We start from the raw sequence: 22,799 nt of genomic DNA, 5'->3' as shown, positions 1-22,799 counted from the left end.
ATAATAAAGATACTTGAAGATCTCGATAGATCATAGGTATAGCGGCCTTTTTCTGTTTATTTTCTCCAATCATTCCAATAGATTTTCTTCAGCTCATTCCCTCAAATAACTGCTTTGCTTCAAAATAAAAGATTTGAACAAACTTCTTCGTATTGACTCTGCCCGTTGATCCTGCGGATGAAGAGGTCTTCTGCATTTCTTTCATTCTTTGGCTGACATCGGTAAAGTCAAAAAACTTTGACGCATAGTGCTCAAACTTAGGATTCGAGAAATCTGTTAATCCTAGTGAAGCAAAATGATTCAAGGAATGATGAATAGCACGTCTAATCCGCTGCTCTGCCGCTTTGACTTCTCTCATCACTTCGACATCGGTTGCCCCGTGATCTAGCTTCCTCTCCGCCGTTTTGATAAAGAGCTGCTTTAATGGCGGGAAATTGACCTCATGAGAATTGGCTGACTGCGTTTCATGTAAGTAGATCAGGATCTCTAGTAAATCCTTAGATCCGCTCTCTCCAACAATTCCTAGTTCAGATAAAAGGAATTCCCCCGCCTCTTTCATCGTCCTTTTCTTCAAACCAGTACCCGTCGTATGATGTGAAATAACAGGCTCTAGCGGCAGCACATGGCGAAGGGAAGCTTGAATATCATAAATCGATTTCTCCAGCTTGATCCGCTCCATGACTTTTCGGATCACACTGACGATCTCAATTCGATTGACAGGTTTATGAATATAATATTCAATCCCTAATTCATAGGCTTCTGCCATCATCTCTTTCGCCTCTACTTGGGAAATCATCATGATTTTGCCTTTGAATTCAGGGTGAATATGACGAATGGTTTGAATGCCATCTCTAGCAGGCATCAAAAGGTCAATCAGAAGGATGTCTATTTTTTTTAGGTTCAATGAATGGGCTTCTAATCCAACTCCGTCATCAGCTTCATCCACAACCTCTCCCAAATCTTCATCCTCAATGATTTGTCCTAAAATCGAGCGTATTGCACGATCATCATCTGCAATGAAAAATCGCATACACTCACCCTCTCTGTATTAAATTTTGTATAGGAAGGAGTAGCTGAAAAGCTGTTCCTTTTGTGTCTTTATGTTCGATTTGAATTTGACCGCCAAGCTCTTTAACCAGCTCTTTCACATAGGACAATCCAATCCCAGTTGATGGTGTTCCATATGCATCAAATTTTGAAGTATAGCCTGGATCAAATACTATGTCTCTCATTTTTTCAGGAATCCCTGGACCATCATCTTCAATCCGAATCTCTATTTTATCATGACTTCCTTTCAATACGAGTGAGATCAATCCGTCATCCTTTATAGCTTCAACGGCATTTGCCATTAAATTATTAATGAGCGATAAGAAAATGAACACATGATAATCATGCAAATGAATGCCTCTTATATCAGATGTAAAGGAGATGTTTTTCCCTAGAGAGAGCGCATACTTTTCTTGAATGCGGAGGACAATTTGAACGAGTTCTTCTGCCTTCATATAGTCTTGCATATTTTCCTTAGAAATTAGCTTCGAAAGCCCAGCATAAATACGCTGATTATCCTTTTTCACTTCATGGATTTCTCCTGCAAGCTTCAATAGCTCCTGACTCACTTTCTTCCCTGCTTCGTGTTCATTCAAGAGACGATAAAGCCTGTATGATTCTTGCGTAATATGCTCAGTATGTTTTAACGTTTTCTTTAAATGAACCGTTTCTTCATATAAATTTGAAATGACCATCATCATATGCTCATTTTGTTTCATGATTTGCTTCTCTCTTGATTGTGCCTCATACAGCTTCATCATATTAAAAAAGCTGATTACGACAAAGCTGTGAGCAAACGCAATGAGAAACATATCACTCAGCTTTGATAGCGTCATCGTCGTATCGAACACTAAAAATTGTACAAATAACTCAACAAAATCAGCCACTATTTCAATCATCAGACCAATGATGCCAATAAAAATAGAGCGCTGTTTAAAACGTCCCGTACGGACGGCAAAGAACAGGAATGCATATGTAAAATAGAAAAAGAAACTTGGGAATTGCTGATAAAATGATGCAGCGAGATCAGCATGATGCTGCATCAGATCTAAACCTACCCGAAAAAGCACAATGGCTGCGCCTGTTAAAAACCCAGGCAAGAACGGTCTAGATTTCCTTAAGAGTAATAAACAAAAGAAAAACGCAGGTGCGCCAAAGCTGATCCGAAACGTCTCATTCACAGGATAAAACTTCAGTTCTCCTGCAAGCGGCACAATCACCACCATAAAAATTAATATGAATGCGTCTTTTTTAACAAGCTGGTTTAAACTCAAATGACTGACATCCCTTCCCCTTTTTGCATAGCCACAGTATACAAGGAGACTCTTTTCTTCACAATGTGCAAAAAAATAATTTTCACGACTTCTTCTTTCCTCAAAATCTTTTTTTATGACTATTCACCGAGGCGGTATGGTGACCTTTCAGCTATTCAGCATTTTGGATATTGTCTACAATAATGGGAATTGTTTAGACAATGATCGACATGCCGATTTTTATTTGTAAGTTTTTCTGTAGATTTTCGTCAGATTGTGTAGTTTCCAAGATAAATTGAATGAACAATTTTAGTGAAACTATATGTAAGCGTTTTCTGAATTTTCACTAAAAACCCTTTTTGTTTTTTCGCCGCCAAAGCCTTCATTTCAACATATATTTAGGTGTAAAGGAGTGGTACAAGCAGCGCATGACAAGTTCTTTGAAGATGTGTAACATGTTTTCGTGCCTATTTGATCGCATTCTTTGTCATCCGCCAATTCAATAGGGTACTTTTTGATTTTTGATTGGAGGAATCGTATGAAAACAGCAATTTCTAATAATACACAACACGCATGCCAGTCTTCTGTTGATCAATGGGCAGAAGAAATTCGTCCGTATTACAAAAATGGACAAAACGCTGGCTACATTCCAGCACTCGGAAAAGTGAATTCCTCTCAACTTGGTATCAGCGTGATAGGCCCAGATGGATCATCTGTACGATATGGTGATTGGGACGTTCCCTTTACCCTGCAAAGTATCTCAAAAGTCATCAGCTTTATAGCTGCCTGTTTAGGAAGAGGCGTTCCTTACGTCTTGGACCGGGTAGATGTAGAGCCAACTGGTGATGCATTTAATTCCATCTACCGTCTTGAGATGCATAAACCAGGGAAGCCTTTTAATCCAATGATTAATGCTGGAGCTATTACCGTATCCTCCATCCTTCCCGGAAAGACTTCTTCAGAAAAGCTAGCATATATTTTCGATTTAATCGAAAACTTAATAGGTAAGCGTCCCTCTGTTAATGAAGAGGTTTATCAATCAGAATGGGCAACTGCGCATCGCAACCGAGCACTTGCTTATTATTTAAAAGAAACCAATTACTTAGAATCAGATGTCGAGGACACATTAGAAGTGTACTTAAAGCAATGTTCTATCGAGGTTACAACAGAGGACATCGCCTTGATTGGGCTGATTATATCAAGTGATGGCTATCATCCCTTTAAACAGGTCCAAGTCATTCCAAAAGATATCGCAAGACTAACAAAGGCATTGATGCTGACATGTGGCATGTATAATGCGTCTGGTAATTTTGCTGCTTTCGTAGGCGTTCCAGCCAAAAGTGGTGTGTCTGGAGGAATTATGGCTTGCGTTCCGCCAAGCGCAAGAAGAGAATTCCCATTTCAGACCGGCTGCGGAATCGGTATTTATGGTCCCGCCATTGACGATTGTGGAAATAGTATTACCGGTGTCATGATGCTGAAAAAGCTCGCCAAAGAGTGGGATCTCAGTATTTTTTAAAATGAACAGTCATGAATTCGAAGAGGTGATGTTATGAACGAAAAAGCTTTGCTATCTTATTTAACACATACAAATGATTTTATTTGGACTTATATTGTCATTGCTCTGTTACTTGGAGTTGGTGTCTATTTCACATATAGAACACGCTTCCTGCAAGTGAGAATGATCAAAGAAATGGTGCGTGTCCTGAAAGAAGGAAGAAAAGAAAAAGAAGGGATATCACCGTTCCAAGCATTTGCCATTAGTATGGCGGCACGTGTAGGAACAGGGAATATCACAGGGATTGCCATCGCCATCGCGATTGGTGGACCTGGGGCAATCTTTTGGATGTGGATCGTAGCGATTATCGGTTCTGCCTCAAGCTTTGTTGAAAGTACGTTAGCCCAAGTGTATAAAGTGAAAGATAAAACAGGATTCCGCGGAGGACCTGCTTATTACATGGAAAAAGGGTTAAACAAGCGCTGGATGGGAATTTTATTTGCGATTCTGATTACAATTTCGTTTGGAATCGTCTTTAATGCAGTGCAATCAAATACAATCACTGTCGCTTTTGAAAACTCCTTTGGATTAGACCGTTTAACAGTCGGTATTGTGATGGCTGTTATATTTGCAGCAATTATTTTCAAGGGAATACAAGCCATTGCAAAAGCATCTGAATACATTGTCGTTGTGCTGGCTCTAGCTTATATCGGAATTGCATTCTTTGTCATTGTGACAAATATCACTGAACTTCCTGGTGTCATCAGTACGATTGTGAAACACGCCTTCGGGTTTGAACAGTTCGCTGGTGGAACATTAGGCGGCGCATTATTACAAGGGATTAAACGTGGTCTCTTCTCCAACGAAGCTGGTATGGGTAGTGCACCTAACGCAGCAGCAACAGCTGTGACAAGTCACCCTGTAAAACAAGGATTAATTCAGGCGTTTGGCGTGTTAACAGACACATTAATTATTTGTACAAGCACAGCCTTCCTTGTCCTGTTCTCTGATGCATACAAAACAACGAACCTGCAAGGAATTGAATTAACACAGGCTTCACTCAGTCAGCACATTGGACCATGGGCCTCTGGATTCCTTGCTATCATGATTTTCCTATTCGCCTTTAGTACATTGATCGGTAACTACTACTACGGTGAAACGAACATTGAATTCCTTGGAGCCAACAAAATTTGGCTTAACATCTATCGAATAGCCGTTATTGGAATGGTTCTTTTCGGTGCAGTTGCTACTGTTCCTCTCGTGTGGGGTCTAGCCGATCTCTTCATGGGGCTCATGGTCATTGTCAACCTTATCGCCATTACCATGCTGTCTAAAGTCGCCTTTGCAGCATTGAAGGATTATACGAGACAGAAAAAAGAAGGCAAGGATCCTGTCTTCTATAAAAATGTCGTTCCAAACAATGAGAAAATTGAATGCTGGGACGACGAACCTGCTTCGTTGAAAAAGAATCAAATCGGTTAAATCAAAAAAGCTCTGGTCCTTTGATCAGAGCTATTTCTTTATTTCAAAAATTCGAGTATGAGTTTGTTCACCACTTCTGGCTTTTCATGATTGATCCAATGAGAAGCATCATCGACAAAAATTAGTTGTCCATTTGGGCAAATCTTCATCGTTTCCTTCGCCAGCTTTCTGCTTAAATACTTGTCCTCCATCCCCCAGATCATGCGAACAGGTACTAAAATGCGCTTTGATATTGGCTTTTCAAAGCCGCCCTTTTTGATGGCGCGGTACCAATTCAGCATTGAGGTCATGGCACCTGGCTGCGTCCAAGCCAGCTTATAGCTTGATACATCTTCCTTCGTGAACAAATGGGGTCTTGCAGTCAGTCCAATGGCTTCATCCAGCTTTTGAAAGTGGTTTTCTTGAAGTGCTGCCTCTGGCACATTCGGAAGCTGAAAGAATGCGATATAGGAGCTCTTCTTCCACTGTGGTGGATAAAACGGAAGAACTTTCATCATCACCCGCGGATGCGGCATATTGACAATAATTAATTTCTCCACATATTGAGAACGTGTGGATGCCAAATGCCAAGCAACTGCGCCTCCCCAATCATGACCACCTACAATCGCCTTTTGGTTCGGACTAAGCGTCTTAATCAGCCCTACGATATCATCTCTCAATTGATCTAATACATAGGATTCGATTCCTTCTGGCTTATCACTTAGATGATAGCCCCTTTGATCAGGAACGACGACACGATAGCCTGCTTCGGCTAGAGGCATGATTTGGTTCTTCCAGCCGTACCAGAACTCAGGAAATCCGTGCAGCAGTATAAGCAGCGGTCCATCCTCAGGTCCAGCCATTGCTGTGTGAAGTGTGACACCATTTGTTTGAATTAATTGAAATTCAATTTGCTCCATCCCTTTGCCACCTTTCTCCTTGTTCTTTTATTCTTCCAACATAGCATATTTTCCATTTTTCAGAAAATAAAAGCACTCCAAAAAAAACCTTCACGAAGGTGAAGGTCCAGATTGATGTCAAAGGCTAAAATGATCTTGATTTTAGCCCTTTGTCTTCTTTTCAGCGTGATAGAAAACCTTTGCAGTCTAGAAAGGACGAGTACTGGCGCGGAGCGAATTTGACATTCGTGAGCACCAGCACGCAGGACTGACAACGAATGCGAGGGTTTGTCTACACGCTGAACCTTCACGAAGGTGAAGGTCTTGGTTTATTTCATATAATTCAGCACCCAGATCAACCCATTTTTGCGATCCTGTACTTGTCCGTGAAGTGCCCCAAAGAACGTATCCTGTAATTCGACCAGTACATCTCCATCAGCTTCTAGCGCTTCATATACAGCCTTTAGTTCTTCTTCATTGTCAAACTGCATAATCAATCTGAGGTGTTCGGGCTTTGGTGTGCGGCCAAACGTATCTGAAAAGTGAAGCAATGATTCTCCAAGGTGCAGTTCCGCATGTAGCACACGGTCTTGATGTTCATTTAGAATATGAATATCACCACCAAAAATCCCTTGATAATATTGAAGAGATTCCTTCACATCGTCTACCACAATATAAGGACTAACACTAATCATATCCCTCATCCTCCTCTTGTCCGTCCATCTTCTCTTTTATAGCTTATCCCAAATCGTATGAAAAAAGGCACAAATCGTCAACGGATTTGCACCTTTTTCTCATGAAGATTTCGCTAATTCACTATGTTTGTTTGAATACGCTGCGTACATGACGACACCGATTAACAGCCAAACACCAAAATAAAGCCACGTGCGGCCTGGTAAATTGAGCATAAGGAACAAGCAGCAGCCCATTGAAATAATCGGCAGGACTGGCACAAAAGGAACCCGGAATCCCCTCTCAAGCTGCTGATGGGTCTTTCTCAAAATAAGCACAGATAAACTCACCATCGCAAACGTCAATAAAGCACCGATATTCGCTAAATTAGACAAGTCCTTTAAATCAATAAACCCTGAAATAACAGCTGTCATGCCGCCAATCATCCATATGCTTGCAACAGGTGTATCGCTTTTGTTTGTCTTCGAAAACAATTTCGGCAAAAGACCATCTCGGCCCATCGCATAGGCAATTCGAGTTGCTGCATAATTATTGGCGAAAATCACAGCCATCAATCCAATGACCGCACCGACAGAAATAATACCGGCTACGCTATTTTGATGTACACTTTGCAGGACATAGGACATAGCCTCTGTGACATTCAGTTTTGTATAGTGCACCATACCCGTCATAATCAAACAAACGACAATGTAAATGATCGTGCAAATGAGTAATGAACCAATAATACCAATTGGCAGGTTCCGCTGTGGATTTTTCACCTCTTCTGCAGAAGCAGAAATCGCATCAAATCCTAAAAAGGCAAAAAACACAGCAGCAGCACCGGCAATGACACCTTCTGCACCAAACGGCATGAATGGCTGCCAATTGGCTGGCTGTACATAAAACCCGCCTACTACAATGAAAAGAACAATAATACCGAGTTTCACAAACACCATGATATTATTGAATTTTTTACTTTCCTTCGTTCCTCTAGATAAGATCCACGCAATCAGCAAAGCAATGATAATGGCTGGTAGATTCATATATCCACCTTGTTCTGGTCCCGCTAAAAATTGATGGGGAATCGAAATTCCAAACCCTTCAAGCAAGCTGTTGAAATAGCTCGACCAGCCACTGGCGACAGCTGAAGCAGTCAGCATATAAACGGACAATAACGTCCATCCCATTAGATGCCCGACAAGCTCTCCCATCGTTGTATATGAATAAATGTACGCACTGCCGAATACAGGCAGCGCTGAAGCCATTTCTGCATAGCAAAGTGCTGCCAAACTGCACACAATCGCTGCGATGGCAAAGGAGAAAATGACAGCTGGCCCTGCATCCTTAGCCGCTGTGATTCCGGTTAACACCATGACCCCCGTGCCGATCACTGCCCCTATACCAAGGAGCGTGAGATCGAGCCCGCCCAGCGTTTTCTTTACCTTTTGCTGCCTGCTCTGTTCTAACAAGTCGTGAATGTGTTTCTTACGAAGAATATGTCGCAAACCCTTTCCCTCCAAAACGTTAGAAAAACAAAAAATCATTCAAATTTCATTATAGCAGAATAGGTACTACGCATTCACAACCAATTCACGTAAATCTTTCTTCATGATTTTACCAAGCTTGTTTTTTGGCAGCTCCTCTGTGAAATGAATGGAGGGCACTTTGTAATCTGCCAAACGTTCCTGGCAATAGGTCACCACATCTTCTTCGCAAAAATCGACGGAATCGTCTTTTACGATATACGCACTTGGCACTTCACCATATAATTCGTCCGGTACCCCAATGACAGCTGATTCAATCACACCTGGAATTTGATCAATGACTTCTTCTACTTGGTCAGGGTAAATATTGTCCCCGCCGTACAGAATCACATCTTTGTATCTGCCTGTGATGAAAAGAAAACCGTCTTCATCTAGATAGCCTGCATCTCCCATATGAAACCAGCCATCTTTCAGTACCTTCTCTGTCGCGTCAGGCTGATGATAGTAGCCTAAGAAATAAAATGGGCTTCTCATAACCACTTCGCCAATTTCTCCAGCTGGCAATGTCTCCTCTGTCTCAGGATGCACAATTTTCACTTCTACATCCGGATCCACTTTACCTGCAGAGCCCATTTTGTCCTCGCCCATCGCTGGATGCCAAGCACTCACAACCCATGCTTCCGTACTTCCGTAGCCATGCATCATCTGAATGCCTACTTCTTTGTAATCTTTAATTAAGCGTACCGGCACCTTCGTTCCGCCAGAAATTGCAATTTCAAAAGATGAGAGATCATATGAACCGTGTTTCATTTCTTCTAGCATGTACGTGTAAGCTGATGGGAAAGCCATCATGAACGTAATTCTTTCTTTCTCAATCGTTTCTAAAATGCGTTTCGGTGTTGCATCGTGTAAGAAGACAAGCGTATATCCTTCAATCGCAGCTGCGATCAGATGATTAATCGAACTCATATGATACAAAGGATGACTCGCCAAGTATCGTTTTCCTTTCAGATCGAATCCTCGATTCCCATGTCTTGTTAAAAATTGATAGATTCGTCCATGTCCGACCATACAGCCCTTTGGATTGCCCGTTGTCCCAGAGGTGAATAAAATCATCGCTAGATCCTCTTCTGATACCTCTTCAGCAAGGTTACTTCCATCATTTGATGCCAAAATGTCTTCAAACAGCTGTGTTGTTTTCGCATTGACACCGGATTCCACCATCAGGCAATCTTCTAAAGACACATTCACTGCCGCAATGATGTCACGGAATTCACGGTCAAAGAATAAAGCCTTTGGTTCTGCTTTTTTCAGAATACCTTCCAGCTCAAAGGAAGTAAGCTGCCAGCTAAGCGGAACTGCGACTGCACCTGCTTTGATGGCTGCTAGCATAATCGTTGAAAAGTGATGATGGTTTTGACAAATAAAGCAAACACGATCCCCTTTTCGAATCCCCTTTTGATGTAAGTAATGGGCAAGCTGGTCAATACGCTTTGCATATTCTTCAAATGTATAAGACACACCCCCGCCAGTTACCGCTTCAATTTGTGAAGAGCGTTCCATTCTGTCGTTAAGTAATGCCTGTAATGTATTCAATATCTTCATCTCCAAACGTTTGATTTACAATAGCCAATTTCCAGTGAATGGGTTGGCAGATTTTATCTCATTCACATTCTAAAATAAAACCAGCTGAAAGTAAAATCATTTCAATTTGGAATTGTTCTTTATATTAATTGATAATATAGGTAATTTTATAGCCGTCTTCCATTTTGGTTTAAATGATGATAACTATTATGATAAGATAGACCTAGTAATTGATCGGAAAAAGCGAATGCAATAGGAAAAGAGGTATGGAGAATGCAACATTTCGAGCTAGAGGCAAGTTTATTAGACCATGCGCTAACAAAGTATTTAAAGGCGACGAAACAAATAGATGAAGAGAACATCCCGAAAAATGTCACGAATGTGAAAGGGTTTATTTTACGCATCATTTATCGTCATCAATCATGTACTGTGAAAAATATTCTGCAGGAAGTTTCATTATCTCCCTCTGCAACAACAACCGCTCTCAATCACTTAGAAGATGAAGGGCTGATTATCCGCTCTCGAAATAATAATGACCGCCGTACTGTATGGATTGAACTCTCTGAATCTGGTGAACAAATTGCAAAACAAATGATCGACAACCGCCAATTGCTTGTTAATCAGCTGTTCAACCACCTTTCAGAAGAAGATAAAAAAACATTTTTTGAATTAATCGAAAAAATGGTGGACGAGCACACTTTAAAGGCTTAGGAACATTCCTAAGCCTTCTTTTTTATGGCTTTAAGATGACCTTTATACAATCATCCTTTTTGTCATTAAATATGTGATACGCATGAGCGGCATCATCTAACGGCAATTGGTGTGTGATGATCGCTCTAGGATCAATTTCACCAGTTGTCACTTTTTGATAAAGCTTTGACATGTAGCCTCTCGCCGGGGCCTGTCCCATTTTTAGGGTGACGTTTCTTGCGAAGAAGGCACCTAATGGGAACATATTGTATAGGCCGCCGTACACACCTGTCATCTGCACCGTTCCACATTTGCGGACGGCTTTTGTGGCAATTTGAATCGGTCCGATCGTTCCACCTTGCAGCTTAAGTTTCTGCTCAATTTTTTCAAGCGGCGACTTCTTCCCGTCCATTCCCACACAGTCGATCACAACATCGGCTCCACCCTTGGTCAGCTCCTTTAACGTTTCTCCCATGTCAGGGTCTTCTGTAAAATCAAATACTTCTACGCCGCTCATCCGCTTTGCATGTCGCAGACGGTAATCAATATAATCGACCGCAATCACACGTTCTGCCCCTTTTTGCCATGCAAATTGCTGCGCCATTAGCCCAACAGGTCCACAGCCTAACACAATGACCGTATCACCTTTTTTCACACCAGCGTGCTCCACGCTCCAATAAGCAGTTGGAAGAACATCCGATAAAAACAGCAATTGTTCATCCTCCAGCTCACAATCATCCGGAATCTTAAACGGCGTGTAATTTCCAAAAGGCACACGTAAATACTCTGCTTGTCCTCCAGGATAGTTGCCGTATTTCTCACTATATCCAAAAAGTCCACCCGAATCGTAGTGCGGGTTTGAGTTGTCGCATTGGCTTTCTAAGTGGTGATGACAATATTGGCATTGCCCACATGCAACGGTAAATGGAATAACGACACGGTCTCCCTTTTTTACTGCCGTAACATCCGGGCCAACTTCCTCCACAATCCCCATTGGCTCATGCCCAATCACATAGCCGATTGGAAGCGGGAAATTCCCCTGATACAAATGTAAATCAGATCCACAAATGGCTGTTGATGTTATTCGGATGATCACATCTTCCCGATCTTGAATCGATGGCGCATCTACTTTCTTCACTGCGATGCTATTTTTCCCTTGGTACGTAACAGCTCTCACATGCATTTCCTCCTTTAGCGAAAATCATCTGTATATAGCTTCACCTTGAATGGATGGTTCATACGTCAGATCAGGAATTTTTGAAAAACAAAAACGCCCGTCGATCGGTTCGACAGGCGTTTATTTAATCATGTGTAACGCGTTACATATTTATCCTTTTTCGATAAAGACCAAATCATATTGAGAGGAGGTCTCTCGATCGATCATCAAGTTCCCTTCTTGAATAAAATAAGGACATATACTCGGGCTTTGTGATTCTTCAAACTGCTCATACACCTGCTCAATCTTTCCCGGGAGCAGCAAAAGCAAAAATTTATTAGAATGGGACGCGAATTCATAAGAGTGAATCGTATCCCGCGGTATATAGGCAAAGTCACCCGGCATCAGGCATATATCCTCTCCGTTCAACTGAAGATTCATTTTTCCCTCAACGCAATAGAGTGCTTCTGTATGTACTTGATGATAATGCGGGGGGAAATACTTTCCCTTCGCGCCTTCAATCACAAAATGACTGAACGCGCCTCCAGTTGTTTCTGTTGTTGCGATCAGCTCATGAAGCTGACCATCAATAATGTATTGCTTCCCTTCACCAGCCTCTAATACGTAGGATTGCACTGCCTGAGGGAGCTGACTATGAAATAAAACGGAGGGCTTTGTTGTATTGGACAGCTGCCGGATACCATGCATCAATATGAGATCGCTTTCTTTTTCAGCTTGTTCAAAGCTGGCTGCATCGAAAGCATGATCGGTCATCGGCCATTCGTTACGCTGAAGCTTTTTTCCAATTTGCTGATAGACATCTGTCATTTGTCCGCCCAACGTATATGAAATAAATCTTGTTTTGTGACTATGCATTCTGTAGCCATGGATCGTTTTGGGTGGGATATGAATATAATCGAAGGCTGTGACCATATATTTTTTACCGTCCAAGATCACTTCAAGCTTTCCTTCCAGCACAAAAATGGTTTCAAATAAGTGCTCATGACAGTGAAGTGGAAAATAAGCTCCTTTCCCACCTGTGATTAAGACAAGCTCAAACAGCTCATTCGTTTGATTTGCTTCTGCCAGCACATGAACAAGCTGATTTTCCAGCCCATACAGCTTCCCTGAACCAGACACGGTATAAAAAGAGGTACCTTCGGATTGCTTGATCAATTGCGGTTGTTCCGACATCCCATCACTCCTCATGACGAATTGACTATCTTTATTATATAGACCAATTGATATAATAGATAGACAATATGCGAGAGATTTTATTCATCTCGCATAAATAAGTGTCTAAGGTAACATTTCACATGTTCTAACGGTGTCGTTTGTTTGAGTGCTGTGGTCATCGATAGACCCCCTATCACCATTGAATGAAGGAGAGAAGCCAACTCATCCGCTTTGTTTTCTTCATATCCGCTGTTCATGAGCTTTTCTTTCACAAGCTTTTGCCAGCGGATCATTTCTTGTTTACATGCAGTATGAAGCTGCGTATGTTCTGGTTTGGATTCTGCCGCCAGCAAGACAATCGGAATCCCTCTTTCATTTTCCTGCTCCGTAAATCCTCGGATGATGTTTGACATAAAACGGTCGATGGCGATATAAGGATCGTCCGAATAGGCAAAGCTTTCTTCAATTCGATTGATAACCTTTTGACTAATATATTCAACGGCTGCTATGGCTAGCTCTTCTTTTCCGTTTGGAAAATAATAATAAAGAGACCCTTTAGGCGTGCCGCTCTCTCTAATGATTTGATTCAATCCTGTCGCATGATACCCCTGTTTGCGTAAAAGAAGTGCGGCCGTTTGAATAATTCTATCCTTCGTACTCACGTGTGACACTCCTTTCCCTCCATAGACAAATGTCGTTTCAACGTATGAGTTGATTGGTTCCTTTCCAAATCGAGGATGTCTCCATTTCCGCTGCAAGCCGAAGCAGCCAATCCTCTTTCCCCTTAGGTGCTGTGACCTGTACACCTAAAGGCATACCCGCCTCAGTAAGATGAACAGGAACGCTCATAGAAGGCTGACCCGTTAAGTTGGCAAGCTGTGTAAATGGTGTATAGGTCAAACTCTTTAAGAACATGTCATAAATAAGATCCTGCTGCGCTTGCATTGAGAGAGATGACACACGTAATAGCTCAGTAATTTCTTCTTTCGAATGCATCAACTCACCAACCTTAGGAGCTGAATAGGCGGTCGCTGGTGTCACATAGAGATCATAGGTTTGATGAAATGACGCCATTTGTGCAGCCGCCATATCCCATGCATCAAGACTTTCTGTGTAAGCAGCCGCGGTTACGTTCTTGCCAGCCTCAGCTAACACCCAAGCCACGATGTCTGTTTCTTCTGGATTGACTGGACGTCCTAATGAACGATTCAAGGACGTGAATAGTGCAGACATCTCTCCGCTGTTCATGACGTAGTATTGCTGCATCAGATGAATTCCATCGATTGCCGGCTTTGCTTCTTCTACTTGGTGCCCTTGATCACTCAGCCATTTCACTGTTTGCTGCACCGCCTGCTTCGCTTCTTCACTGACCTTCGTACCTACTGGAGATTCTACACTGTAAGCAATGCGCATAGAAGATGTCCGTTTCACTAGATCTTCTTGATAGCTGCCGGCGTATAATGGCGTTTGGAAAGCCGCTTCAGGCTGAATGACTTGAAGCAGATCAAGAAGGGCTGCACTGTCCCTCACTGTTTTTGTAAGTGTAAAGTCAATGGATGCCCCTTGCCACTGCCTTCCTGCGCCTGGCCCTACCGGCGTTCTTCCTCTTGTTGGCTTGAGACCGAACAAACCTGTAAAGGATGCTGGAATCCGGATGGACCCCCCACCATCACTCGCTCCACCAGCAGGTACGATACCACTTGCAACAGCCGCTGCCGTCCCGCCACTTGAACCGCCAGGGGAATAGTCAGGATGCCAAGGGTTCCTCGTTGGACCATGTAAAGCAGGTTCTGTTACATTTCTTAATCCGAATTCTGGTGTGTTTGTATGCCCCACCATGAGAAATCCAGCCTGCTTCAATCGCTGGACAAAATGGGAGTCCGTTTTTGCCTTTACATCCTTTAACAATGCAGCTCCTGCTGTCAGTGGTTCATTTTCCAGCCCTTGCGATATATTTTTCAGTACAAATGGAACGCCCGCAAACGGCTGATTCGTATGTAATGTGTTCATTTCTTTTACTACTTGATCTTGCCTTGTCTGAATCAACGCATTTAGTTCAGGATTGACCTCATTCAATCTAGCAAATGCAGCTTGTACAAGCTCGTCTGGCGTTACCTGCTTATTCCGTACAAGTGCTGCCAAGCCTGTCGCATCGTACGTCATATACTCGTTTACGTTCATCAGCATATCCTACTTTCTGTTATTATGTTCTCTCTATTGTCTACTAGTTTTATATGAATTTCAATTTCAGATTACTTGTAAAAAAACTTTCTGACAAACATTATGATTCTTCTAACCATCCTTCTCATTTCTCCGATATAATAGAGAAAAAAAGACGGAGGTCATCGTATGCAAGGGGCTATCGCCTTGAAAAAGAAAATCGTCGTAGTCATCGCGTTTCTTCTTGCGTTGTCAACTGCTTTGCCTTACCATTCGCAGGCAGCTGCACCGCCAAAAGAAACAGATGTCATCATCGTCTATAAAAACCAAAAAGGAAAGCAAACAGCTATTGAAGAAAGTGAAAAAGTGAACGCACAGTACATACATCTTCCCGCTGTCGCTGTGACAGCAGATGAACAAGCGGTCACGTCACTCAAACAAGATCCAAACATCGCGTATGTCTCAAAAAACATAAAGGTCAAACTCGCTTCTTCTACGATGAAAAAAACCGCTGCCTCTACGAATCAGGATGCATTGGTTCAAAAATCTTACAACCTGCAAAAGCTGAATGTAAAACAAGCGATAAAAGAAGGCGTCACGGGGAAAAATGTGAAAGTAGCCGTTTTAGATACTGGTATTTCTCCACATGAGGATTTAAAAATATCCGGCGGTAAATCATTCGTGAAGTACACATCTTCCTATAAAGATGATGAAGGACACGGCACACATGTAGCAGGAACGATTGGTGCCCTCAATAACGATTACGGCACAGTCGGCGTCGCTTCTGGCGCGAAGCTGTATGCTGTGAAAGTGTTAGATAAAAAGGGAGAAGGCGACTTGTACAGTTTGCTTCGAGGAATCGATTGGGCCATTAGCAACAAGATGGATATTCTGAATTTAAGTCTAGGATTTGAAGACAATATCCCTATTTTACGCTCAGCAGTGGATGAAGCATACAAAAAAGGACTGCTTGTGGTCGCTGCAAGCGGGAATGATGGGAAGAAGAATGCTATTAGCTACCCTGCCGCTTACAATAGCGTCATTGCTGTTTCTGCAACGACGGACAAAGACAAACTCGCGTCTATATCAAATACAGGGAAAGGCATCGAATTTTCTGCCCCTGGCCAGAACGTCATTAGCACTTATTTAAAAAATGAATATTGGTATGCAACAGGTACATCGCAAGCTGCGCCACATGTCACAGGCATGCTGGCACTGTTGAAACAGCTTCATCCGAAGAAAACAAATGTACAGCTTCGCACCTTATTGCGCAGCTATACAGTGGACCTTGGCGCAAAAGGAAAGGATCCACAATTCGGCTATGGCCGCGTGCAATATATACCGCAGTCTAGCTTTTTGAAGGCTGCGACTAGCTCTGTCAAAACAGCCGAGACGTCTAAAAAGCAGGCAGATGTCAATCAAGCCAAAACGAGAATTGGCCGGCTCACTGCAAGTAAACAAAAAACAGCACTCACCGAACGGGTGAAAAAGGTACAAGGAACCATTGATATCCGCTTAGCACGTGCAAAGGTTCAAACAGCCGAAAAAAGCAAAACACAAGGCGCCATTAAAAGCGCCCAAACGGCTATCAAAAAACTAAACAAAGGCAAAGAAAAAACAAGCCTGCAAAACCGGCTCGACAAAGTCAAAAAACAGGTCGCCTATCAAAAGAAAGTGACAGACGCCAAACAAAAGGTCAAAAAAGCGGAAGCCAAACGGACGAAAAAAAATAAAGCATCGGCTCAAAGTGCTGTCAAACAGCTAAAAGCTTCTAAAACGAAAACAAGTTTACAAAAACGATTAAACCGGATCAAGGTGTAACATAAAAAACGATTCCTCACTTTACAGGAATCGTTTTTTTATTTCAACAGCGGCGCAAACAAGCTGTGATGATATTTCCCATCGGCATCTGCCCTCACTTGATCAAATATGCTTTCTAACGAAGCCATCACACCTTCTAATGCTCGGCGCACAGAACCTTGTTCAAAATCCACTAAACTCTCTGGCAACTCATCTTCATCCAATACAAAAAAATCACCATTCGGAAGAACGAGAAGATCAACAATGAGGTCTTCAAACATAACCAGCTGGCCGTTGAACGATGTATTCCCCACAATATTAAAATAAGAACCTAGTTCCTTCCCTTGATCATCTCTCCAGAAATACATATTGTAAGGGCGATCCTTCCAATAGTAGGCGGTCGTATAGCTCCCTTTTGGAATCGTCAGCGTATCATCATCTGCACTCATCGTAAACGTCTCTTCAATTTTGTGAAAAAGTACCATTTTCTGTCCCTGTGCGTCTAACAGCTGACACGTATGTTCCACAACCTTCTGATCGTATTTGATTTTTCTCTCGATTACTTCATCCCACCGATCCACATGTAGCCAAAACAACATGTCACAACTCCCTCTTGCATCTAGTTTCTCTCTTTCCAGTATACACCGTTTTTTTATGAAAAAATAAAGGGTTGCTGCATTCACATAGGGAAGACCTATGATGAGGTGAAATAAATGAACGGAATCACGATTCTTGAAAACCTGACACAGCTTGGACAAATCATCCTCATTTTTTGCGGCTATGCCCTATATAGGCAGCTGGTGAAAACGAAGAGAGAACGAAAGCTTTCTCCTTATGAGCGCATGTTAAAGTTCTTTGTAATGTTCGGTTTAATCTCATGGGGAGTATCCTATTGGGCGCTTGTACTGTGGGCGTAAATTGAAAAAGGAAGAGCTGTCCATTGAGGACATGCTCTTCCTTTTATTATGAGTGATGTGATGAACGTGCCGGCTGTTCTTTCTGGATGACATATTGATAGCTCTTGACATGCGTCCCATTTTGATTCACAAATTCTTTATCTAGTGCACGCTCAAAGCCCATTCTTTCATAAAGGCGAATGGCAGCCTGCATTTTATCAGATGTATGAAGGTACAGGACATTTTCGCCCCATGATTGCGTGAGTTCAATACTTTTACGTAACAATGACTCTGCGATTCCTTTTCCTCTGACATCGGGATCTACCCCTAAAAACCGGACGATGGCTGATGTAATGCCCATTTCGGGTTTGTCATACGCTTGCTCTGATGATCGGAACATTTGAAGTGTTCCTACGATCTGACCTTCAAGCTCCGCCACAAGCATCAGCTCCATGTTGGGATTATCTACAGCTGCTGCAAGCGCAGCAGAATAATTTTGCCAACCTTCCTCTGTAAATTGAGGCTCATACTGTGAATAGGATTTGATGAGTACGTGTCTAATGTACTCATGATCTTCTTTGACTGCTTGACGAATGATCAGCTCTTGCTGCTCCATGTCAGCACCTCCTGCTCTCTATTGCTAGATATACGTATCATGAAAATACTGCATGTCGATGACCTTGTTTTTTCTCTACTCATTCAATGTAAAGAGTCTGATTCGAAAGATCAATTATTTTGCACGGAATCCTCTTTGAAAATTTCCATTGAAAAGGAACGCTTGATTCATTATGCTGTTTTGAGGAAGTATACGAGGAGTGTAATGTCATATGAGTTCTTTATCTTATCCCCAAGAATCGAAAAAAAAACGATTTCTCCTTGCCGCATTGCTTGGTTCTTTAACAGCCCTTGCACCGCTTGCAATGGATATGTATTTACCTGCGTTGCCTCATATTGCGCGCGATTTTGAAGCGAGCACTGCTTTGTCTCAATTAAGTCTGATGGCTTGTCTTATTGGACTGGCGCTTGGACAACTGATTGCAGGTCCGATCAGTGATACGATCGGCAGAAGAAAACCGCTGATGATCGGCTTAATCATTTTTATCGCTGCATCCCTTTTATGTACAGTGGTCACGTCGATTTGGACATTCATCCTCTTAAGATTGATTCAAGGACTCGCTGGTTCAGCAGGAATTGTCATTGCGCGAGCCATTGTACGTGATCATTATGAAGGCTCAGAAATGACGAAATTCTTTGCACTGCTCATGTTGGTCAACGGGGTTGCCCCTGCAGCGGCACCTATCGTGGGCGGACAGATGTTACGCTTTACCACATGGCAGGGTGTGTTTGTTCTTTTAGGAATTCTCGGAGCCTTGATGCTGCTGAGATCCATTTTTTCACTTCAAGAAAGCTTACCTGCGGAGCGCAGACAGACAGGAGGCTTTCAACAGATTGTAAGTGCCATGAAAATTTTAGCGAGTGATCGTCTCTTTGTTGGGTATGCCCTCTCGCAAGGTCTTGTATTCGCAGCGATGTTTGCTTATATTTCTGGCTCACCGTTTGTGCTTCAGGAACTTTTTCACCTATCTCCACAAGGATTCAGTGCTGCCTTTGCAGTGAACAGTCTTGGGATCATCACAGCTGGACAAGTATTTGCCAGGGTCGCTGCGAAAATTGGCGAAGAGAAGGTTCTTCGCATTGGATTGCTGATAGCTGCTTTAGGCGGCGTCACCTTATTTTTGATGATCTCCATTGATGCAGGGTTGTATGGCATTCTTATTCCGCTCTTTTTCGTGGTCTCAAGCGTTGGAATTGTTGGCACCTCTGCCCCGTCTCTTGCGATGCAGCATCACGGCGCACATGCAGGAAGTGCAGCCGCACTCATCGGTGTGGCACAAATGCTACTAGGCGCCTGCATGACACCTCTTGTCGGACTAGCCGGAAGCCAAACAGCCTTTCCAATGGGCCTGATCATTATGATTTGTGAACTAGGTGCACTTTGCTGTTATTTCTTCTTTGTAGTTCGAGCGAAAAAAAGACCCGCATAAGCGGGTCTCAGCTTGTAGAGAAACTCATGTTTTTCTACAGGCTTTTTTATTTTCATCGTAATTAGGATGGATGAGATTTAATGAAAAAGGCCTCCCACACACCTAGCCTAGCTTCGCTAGGTGTGTGGCAATCTTTTTCATGTTCTGACACGCAGCTGTGAGGAGAACTTGCTCACTCACATTTTGTTTCCCCCTTAACCGGCAGTAGCGAAGCCCATGCAGTTGTTTTGAATCTGCAAAGCTTCGCTCTATTTTTTCTTTTCTTTTTTTATATAGCTCTTTTCCAGAAACAGTTAGACGATTCTGTCTGATCTTTTCTTTATGTTCTTCCCATATGTGTCTTGAGATGACTCTTTGATGATTTTTCGACCTTGTGCATCTTTCAAGGAAAGGACACGATGCACATTTTTTAGGATCTGATTTGTAGAATCGATAACCTTTTCGATCTGTTGTCGTATATAAAAGCTTCTCACCTTTTGGGCATATGTAATGATCATTTTCAGAATCATACTGAAATTTCCACTTCTCAAATAATCCTCTTGTTGGATGAAAACGTCTATGGGCAATGACACCAAAAATATGTCGATCAGATAGACCTTTACAAATTGGTGTTGTCAAATAACCTGAATCAAGCGCAACAGCTTCTACTTGAAAACCAAATCGTGCGATTTGGTGATCTAACCGATCAAGATATGGAACAGAATCATGGACATTTCCAGGCGTGACATGAGCATCGGTGATGATATTATACTTCATATCTGTTGTCCGGTGGTCTAGGTAGAAAAAGCCTTCAGGCTTGTTTTCGCGATATAAATAGCCACTTTCAGGATCAGTCATACTTTGACGAATGTCTTTTTCTGTTTTCACCTCCTCTTTTACCTTTAAGGGCTTTTTTCCATGTGCCACCCGATCTTCTTGGACTGCTTCTTCTAAATCATTGATATAGTTCTGGGTATCTTGTTCAATCGTTTTTCTCGTATATTTATGTTTATTAGCATTGGCTTTAAGATGAGTTGAATCAGTAAAAAGAACGCGACCTCCTACCATATCATGATTGATAGCTTGAAGCACAATCTCATCGAAAATGTCTTGAAAAATCGTTGTATTTTTAAATCGAGTACGACGATTCCAACTAATAGTGGAGTGATGGGGAACGGGATCATTGATGTTCAAACCTAAAAACCATCTATACGCCATGTTATAGTAAATTTCTTTTTCGAGTTGTCTTTCAGAACGGATACCGTAAAGGTATCCGATAAACATCATTTTGAACAAAATAAGCGGATCAAGAGAAGGACGACCTTTATTCTCACTATAATAGGGTTTTACTTTATCTACGATAAATGAAAAATCAATGTACTGATCAATTTTACGAAGCAGGTGGTCCTCTTCGACCAGTTGATCTAGCAATACAAATTCGGCTTCGTGCTGAGAAGAATTTCTAGTGTGGAACATGAGAAAAACACCTTCCTTTAGAATGCTTTTCTCTATTATAAAATGGAGTGGTGGAAAATTTAAGGGAAAAATAAAGCTGCCGAGATTTTCTCGACAGCCTGAGACCCGCATAAGCGGGTCTCCGATTGTTGACAAAGGGCTAAAATGAACTTGATTTTAGCCCTTTGTCTTCTTTTTAGCGTGATAGAAAACCTTTGCAGCCCTAGGAAGGTCGAGTACTGGCGCGGAGCGAATTTGTCATTCGTGAGCACCAGCACGCAGGACTGACAAACAATGCGAGGGTTTGTTTACACGCTAAGACCCGCATAAGCGGGTCTTTCATTTATGGCTTGCTCCAATTGATCGTGCGGAACACATTGTTCTGGTCATTGTTGTCATATGCATCTAGATCAAAGCCTGATAGTCCTAAACCAATTGCCATGACAATTCCTCCGGCAACGGTGAAGATGATCCCCCATTTGATGCATTGTTTTTTTAAATCATTCACGTTCATACTCTCACAACCTTCTTTTTAAACATTCCCATGAATGCCTTAGTGGTTTGAAAAGTCATTTGAACAAATAGCTTTGTCAAATACACCGTAGCCATGCCGCATAATAATCCGACACCTAATAGAAAAATACCAACGCCAATCTGCGTCACCACCACATGCAAACCGTCCTGAAAGATAAACGGAGAACCAATGATGCTCCAAAAACCGCCGAGCAGACCAACTAGCGTCATTGTACCTGTCACGAGTGGAATGCACCAAATTACCATATACATAGAAAGAATTAGCAGAAAAACTGTGGCTAGAATACTACCCCATAATGGAAAACCTAAAATGAGGATGGAAAGCCTTGTAGCTTTTTCTCCAAACGTCGGCACCTGAACGGTTTTAATTCCTTGTTCCTTCAAAATCCCTTCAGCAATGATGGCAGGCTGACCCACTTGATGAACTGCCTCCTGTTCACTGTAGCCATCTTCCTGATAATCCTCGATCATTTCATCGTAATACTCGATGAACCGATCACTTTCTTTTTCGCCTAGACGATGCAGGTGCTTCTCTAAGCTAGCTAAAAATTCTTTTTTATTCATTGCCCTGTCCTCCAGAAATAAAGTCGTAAATCGCCATCACTTGATCCCATTCCGCTAAAAACTGCGCCATATGCTCACGGCCGCTTTGTGTCATCCGGTAGTATTTTCTTAATCGACTATTATGTTCCTGGGAATAGGTCTCCACATAATTGTTTTGCTCTAACCGCTTTAATATTGGATATAATGTCGATTCTGAAATCTCAATACAATGGGACATATCTTTAATCATTTGATAACCATAGGAATCGCCTTTCTTTAATACCGCCAGTACACAGAATTCCAGTAAACCTTTTTTTAATTGTGCATTCATGATTACAACTCCTAACCATTTATACTATACATTACATAGTATCATGTGACAAGAGGTATAAAGTAAAAAAAGACCCTTTTGGGGTCTTTTCAGACCGTAGACAAACCCCACTTTTACTTCAAGTAAAAGTGGGGTT

The 22,799-nt window shown here is 42.1% G+C and carries 22 protein-coding genes; 6 read left to right on the top strand and 16 right to left on the bottom strand.

From position 1 onward, the window contains the following. Window positions 1-88 precede the first annotated feature (88 nt). The gene (locus tag MHI35_RS01515; RefSeq protein ID WP_211063394.1) at window positions 89-1,030 is read right to left on the bottom strand and encodes a response regulator; all 942 of its coding nucleotides are present in this window, start codon (window positions 1,028-1,030) and stop codon (window positions 89-91) included. A 4-nt stretch (window positions 1,031-1,034) separates the two neighbouring features. Further along, window positions 1,035-2,321, bottom strand: coding sequence for an ATP-binding protein (locus MHI35_RS01510; RefSeq protein ID WP_144522470.1), 1,287 nt, complete (start codon window positions 2,319-2,321; stop codon window positions 1,035-1,037). A gap of 517 nt (window positions 2,322-2,838) precedes the next feature. Here MHI35_RS01510 and MHI35_RS01505 point away from each other — a divergent pair. Continuing rightward, entirely contained in the window at window positions 2,839-3,819 is a 981-nt protein-coding gene (locus tag MHI35_RS01505; protein ID WP_144522471.1) for a glutaminase, read from the top strand. Window positions 3,820-3,852: 33 nt separating this feature from the next. Then, the gene (locus MHI35_RS01500) at window positions 3,853-5,280 is read left to right on the top strand and encodes an alanine/glycine:cation symporter family protein (protein ID WP_144522472.1); all 1,428 of its coding nucleotides are present in this window, start codon (window positions 3,853-3,855) and stop codon (window positions 5,278-5,280) included. Between the two features lie 38 nt (window positions 5,281-5,318). Here MHI35_RS01500 and MHI35_RS01495 read toward each other — a convergent pair whose 3' ends face one another. The 4 genes from MHI35_RS01495 to MHI35_RS01480 form a co-directional block, all read right to left on the bottom strand. Continuing rightward, window positions 5,319-6,179, bottom strand: coding sequence for an alpha/beta fold hydrolase (locus MHI35_RS01495; protein ID WP_211063395.1), 861 nt, complete (start codon window positions 6,177-6,179; stop codon window positions 5,319-5,321). Window positions 6,180-6,487: 308 nt separating this feature from the next. Continuing rightward, the gene (locus MHI35_RS01490) at window positions 6,488-6,853 is read right to left on the bottom strand and encodes a VOC family protein (protein WP_058015219.1); all 366 of its coding nucleotides are present in this window, start codon (window positions 6,851-6,853) and stop codon (window positions 6,488-6,490) included. 99 nt (window positions 6,854-6,952) lie between these two features. After that, entirely contained in the window at window positions 6,953-8,335 is a 1,383-nt protein-coding gene (locus tag MHI35_RS01485) for an amino acid permease (RefSeq protein ID WP_144522474.1), read from the bottom strand. A 66-nt stretch (window positions 8,336-8,401) separates the two neighbouring features. Beyond that, the gene (locus MHI35_RS01480) at window positions 8,402-9,910 is read right to left on the bottom strand and encodes a class I adenylate-forming enzyme family protein (RefSeq protein ID WP_335349617.1); all 1,509 of its coding nucleotides are present in this window, start codon (window positions 9,908-9,910) and stop codon (window positions 8,402-8,404) included. 261 nt (window positions 9,911-10,171) lie between these two features. Here MHI35_RS01480 and MHI35_RS01475 point away from each other — a divergent pair, with 261 nt between their 5' ends. Then, complete coding sequence (locus MHI35_RS01475) at window positions 10,172-10,609, top strand: MarR family winged helix-turn-helix transcriptional regulator (RefSeq protein ID WP_144522476.1); 438 nt, start codon at window positions 10,172-10,174, stop codon at window positions 10,607-10,609. A gap of 22 nt (window positions 10,610-10,631) precedes the next feature. On the opposite strand, the gene MHI35_RS01470 is transcribed toward MHI35_RS01475, so the two are convergent. The 4 genes from MHI35_RS01470 to MHI35_RS01455 form a co-directional block, all read right to left on the bottom strand. Then, the gene (locus MHI35_RS01470; RefSeq protein ID WP_058015216.1) at window positions 10,632-11,765 is read right to left on the bottom strand and encodes a zinc-dependent alcohol dehydrogenase; all 1,134 of its coding nucleotides are present in this window, start codon (window positions 11,763-11,765) and stop codon (window positions 10,632-10,634) included. Window positions 11,766-11,915: 150 nt separating this feature from the next. Beyond that, window positions 11,916-12,938 (bottom strand): quercetin 2,3-dioxygenase, encoded by a 1,023-nt coding sequence (locus MHI35_RS01465; RefSeq protein WP_335349618.1) that lies wholly within the window; start codon window positions 12,936-12,938, stop codon window positions 11,916-11,918. An 80-nt stretch (window positions 12,939-13,018) separates the two neighbouring features. Further along, a complete protein-coding gene (locus MHI35_RS01460) occupies window positions 13,019-13,582 on the bottom strand; it encodes a TetR/AcrR family transcriptional regulator (protein ID WP_088003844.1) in 564 nt (187 codons plus the stop codon). Between the two features lie 37 nt (window positions 13,583-13,619). Further along, entirely contained in the window at window positions 13,620-15,101 is a 1,482-nt protein-coding gene (locus MHI35_RS01455; RefSeq protein WP_211063400.1) for an amidase, read from the bottom strand. A 186-nt stretch (window positions 15,102-15,287) separates the two neighbouring features. Here MHI35_RS01455 and MHI35_RS01450 point away from each other — a divergent pair, with 186 nt between their 5' ends. After that, window positions 15,288-16,901: a S8 family peptidase gene (locus MHI35_RS01450; protein ID WP_335349619.1), complete on the top strand. Its 1,614-nt coding sequence runs from the start codon at window positions 15,288-15,290 to the stop codon at window positions 16,899-16,901. Window positions 16,902-16,939: 38 nt separating this feature from the next. On the opposite strand, the gene MHI35_RS01445 is transcribed toward MHI35_RS01450, so the two are convergent. Then, complete coding sequence (locus MHI35_RS01445) at window positions 16,940-17,479, bottom strand: DUF402 domain-containing protein (protein ID WP_335349620.1); 540 nt, start codon at window positions 17,477-17,479, stop codon at window positions 16,940-16,942. Between the two features lie 114 nt (window positions 17,480-17,593). On the opposite strand from MHI35_RS01445, the gene MHI35_RS01440 reads away from it, so the two are divergent. Continuing rightward, on the top strand, window positions 17,594-17,797 hold the full coding sequence (locus tag MHI35_RS01440) for a hypothetical protein (RefSeq protein ID WP_012008805.1): 204 nt from the start codon (window positions 17,594-17,596) through the stop codon (window positions 17,795-17,797). 46 nt (window positions 17,798-17,843) lie between these two features. Here the strand turns inward: MHI35_RS01440 and MHI35_RS01435 are convergent, their stop codons facing one another. Beyond that, window positions 17,844-18,392: a GNAT family N-acetyltransferase gene (locus MHI35_RS01435; protein WP_335349621.1), complete on the bottom strand. Its 549-nt coding sequence runs from the start codon at window positions 18,390-18,392 to the stop codon at window positions 17,844-17,846. A gap of 211 nt (window positions 18,393-18,603) precedes the next feature. Between MHI35_RS01435 and MHI35_RS01430 the strand changes: the two genes are divergently transcribed. Continuing rightward, entirely contained in the window at window positions 18,604-19,821 is a 1,218-nt protein-coding gene (locus MHI35_RS01430; protein ID WP_335349622.1) for a multidrug effflux MFS transporter, read from the top strand. Window positions 19,822-19,923: 102 nt separating this feature from the next. On the opposite strand, the gene MHI35_RS01425 is transcribed toward MHI35_RS01430, so the two are convergent. The 4 genes from MHI35_RS01425 to MHI35_RS01410 form a co-directional block, all read right to left on the bottom strand. Beyond that, window positions 19,924-21,276 carry an IS1182 family transposase gene (locus MHI35_RS01425; RefSeq protein WP_172692994.1) on the bottom strand — a complete coding sequence of 451 codons (1,353 nt, stop codon included), beginning with the start codon at window positions 21,274-21,276 and terminating at the stop codon, window positions 19,924-19,926. 322 nt (window positions 21,277-21,598) lie between these two features. Beyond that, window positions 21,599-21,769 (bottom strand): hypothetical protein, encoded by a 171-nt coding sequence (locus MHI35_RS01420; RefSeq protein ID WP_167550604.1) that lies wholly within the window; start codon window positions 21,767-21,769, stop codon window positions 21,599-21,601. Next, the gene (locus MHI35_RS01415) at window positions 21,766-22,353 is read right to left on the bottom strand and encodes a DUF1700 domain-containing protein (protein ID WP_180309649.1); all 588 of its coding nucleotides are present in this window, start codon (window positions 22,351-22,353) and stop codon (window positions 21,766-21,768) included. The genes MHI35_RS01420 and MHI35_RS01415 overlap by 4 nt, the downstream gene beginning before the upstream one ends. Further along, a complete protein-coding gene (locus MHI35_RS01410) occupies window positions 22,346-22,663 on the bottom strand; it encodes a PadR family transcriptional regulator (protein WP_012008800.1) in 318 nt (105 codons plus the stop codon). The genes MHI35_RS01415 and MHI35_RS01410 overlap by 8 nt, the downstream gene beginning before the upstream one ends. Window positions 22,664-22,799: the final 136 nt, after the last annotated feature.

This window comes from Bacillus sp. FSL K6-3459, from assembly GCF_038003305.1.
In the GTDB taxonomy this organism is placed as follows: Bacteria; Bacillota; Bacilli; order Bacillales; family Bacillaceae; genus Bacillus; species Bacillus pumilus_O.
This window is presented reverse-complemented; position numbering and strand designations above follow the sequence as displayed.

What these genes read in the sequence shown, in the direction of transcription:
- MHI35_RS01475 (WP_144522476.1), top strand. Translation starts at nt 10,172, where the DNA reads ATGCAACATTTCGAGCTAGAGGCAAGTTTATTAGACCATGCGCTAACA.
- MHI35_RS01430 (WP_335349622.1), top strand. Translation starts at nt 18,604, where the DNA reads ATGAGTTCTTTATCTTATCCCCAAGAATCGAAAAAAAAACGATTTCTC.
- MHI35_RS01465 (WP_335349618.1), bottom strand. Translation starts at nt 12,938, where the DNA reads ATGTCGGAACAACCGCAATTGATCAAGCAATCCGAAGGTACCTCTTTT.
- MHI35_RS01435 (WP_335349621.1), bottom strand. Translation starts at nt 18,392, where the DNA reads ATGGAGCAGCAAGAGCTGATCATTCGTCAAGCAGTCAAAGAAGATCAT.
- MHI35_RS01455 (WP_211063400.1), bottom strand. Translation starts at nt 15,101, where the DNA reads ATGAACGTAAACGAGTATATGACGTACGATGCGACAGGCTTGGCAGCA.
- MHI35_RS01420 (WP_167550604.1), bottom strand. Translation starts at nt 21,769, where the DNA reads ATGAACGTGAATGATTTAAAAAAACAATGCATCAAATGGGGGATCATC.
- MHI35_RS01415 (WP_180309649.1), bottom strand. Translation starts at nt 22,353, where the DNA reads ATGAATAAAAAAGAATTTTTAGCTAGCTTAGAGAAGCACCTGCATCGT.
- MHI35_RS01425 (WP_172692994.1), bottom strand. Translation starts at nt 21,276, where the DNA reads ATGTTCCACACTAGAAATTCTTCTCAGCACGAAGCCGAATTTGTATTG.
- MHI35_RS01410 (WP_012008800.1), bottom strand. Translation starts at nt 22,663, where the DNA reads ATGAATGCACAATTAAAAAAAGGTTTACTGGAATTCTGTGTACTGGCG.
- MHI35_RS01515 (WP_211063394.1), bottom strand. Translation starts at nt 1,030, where the DNA reads ATGCGATTTTTCATTGCAGATGATGATCGTGCAATACGCTCGATTTTA.
- MHI35_RS01490 (WP_058015219.1), bottom strand. Translation starts at nt 6,853, where the DNA reads ATGATTAGTGTTAGTCCTTATATTGTGGTAGACGATGTGAAGGAATCT.
- MHI35_RS01445 (WP_335349620.1), bottom strand. Translation starts at nt 17,479, where the DNA reads ATGTTGTTTTGGCTACATGTGGATCGGTGGGATGAAGTAATCGAGAGA.
- MHI35_RS01500 (WP_144522472.1), top strand. Translation starts at nt 3,853, where the DNA reads ATGAACGAAAAAGCTTTGCTATCTTATTTAACACATACAAATGATTTT.
- MHI35_RS01505 (WP_144522471.1), top strand. Translation starts at nt 2,839, where the DNA reads ATGAAAACAGCAATTTCTAATAATACACAACACGCATGCCAGTCTTCT.
- MHI35_RS01495 (WP_211063395.1), bottom strand. Translation starts at nt 6,179, where the DNA reads ATGGAGCAAATTGAATTTCAATTAATTCAAACAAATGGTGTCACACTT.
- MHI35_RS01440 (WP_012008805.1), top strand. Translation starts at nt 17,594, where the DNA reads ATGAACGGAATCACGATTCTTGAAAACCTGACACAGCTTGGACAAATC.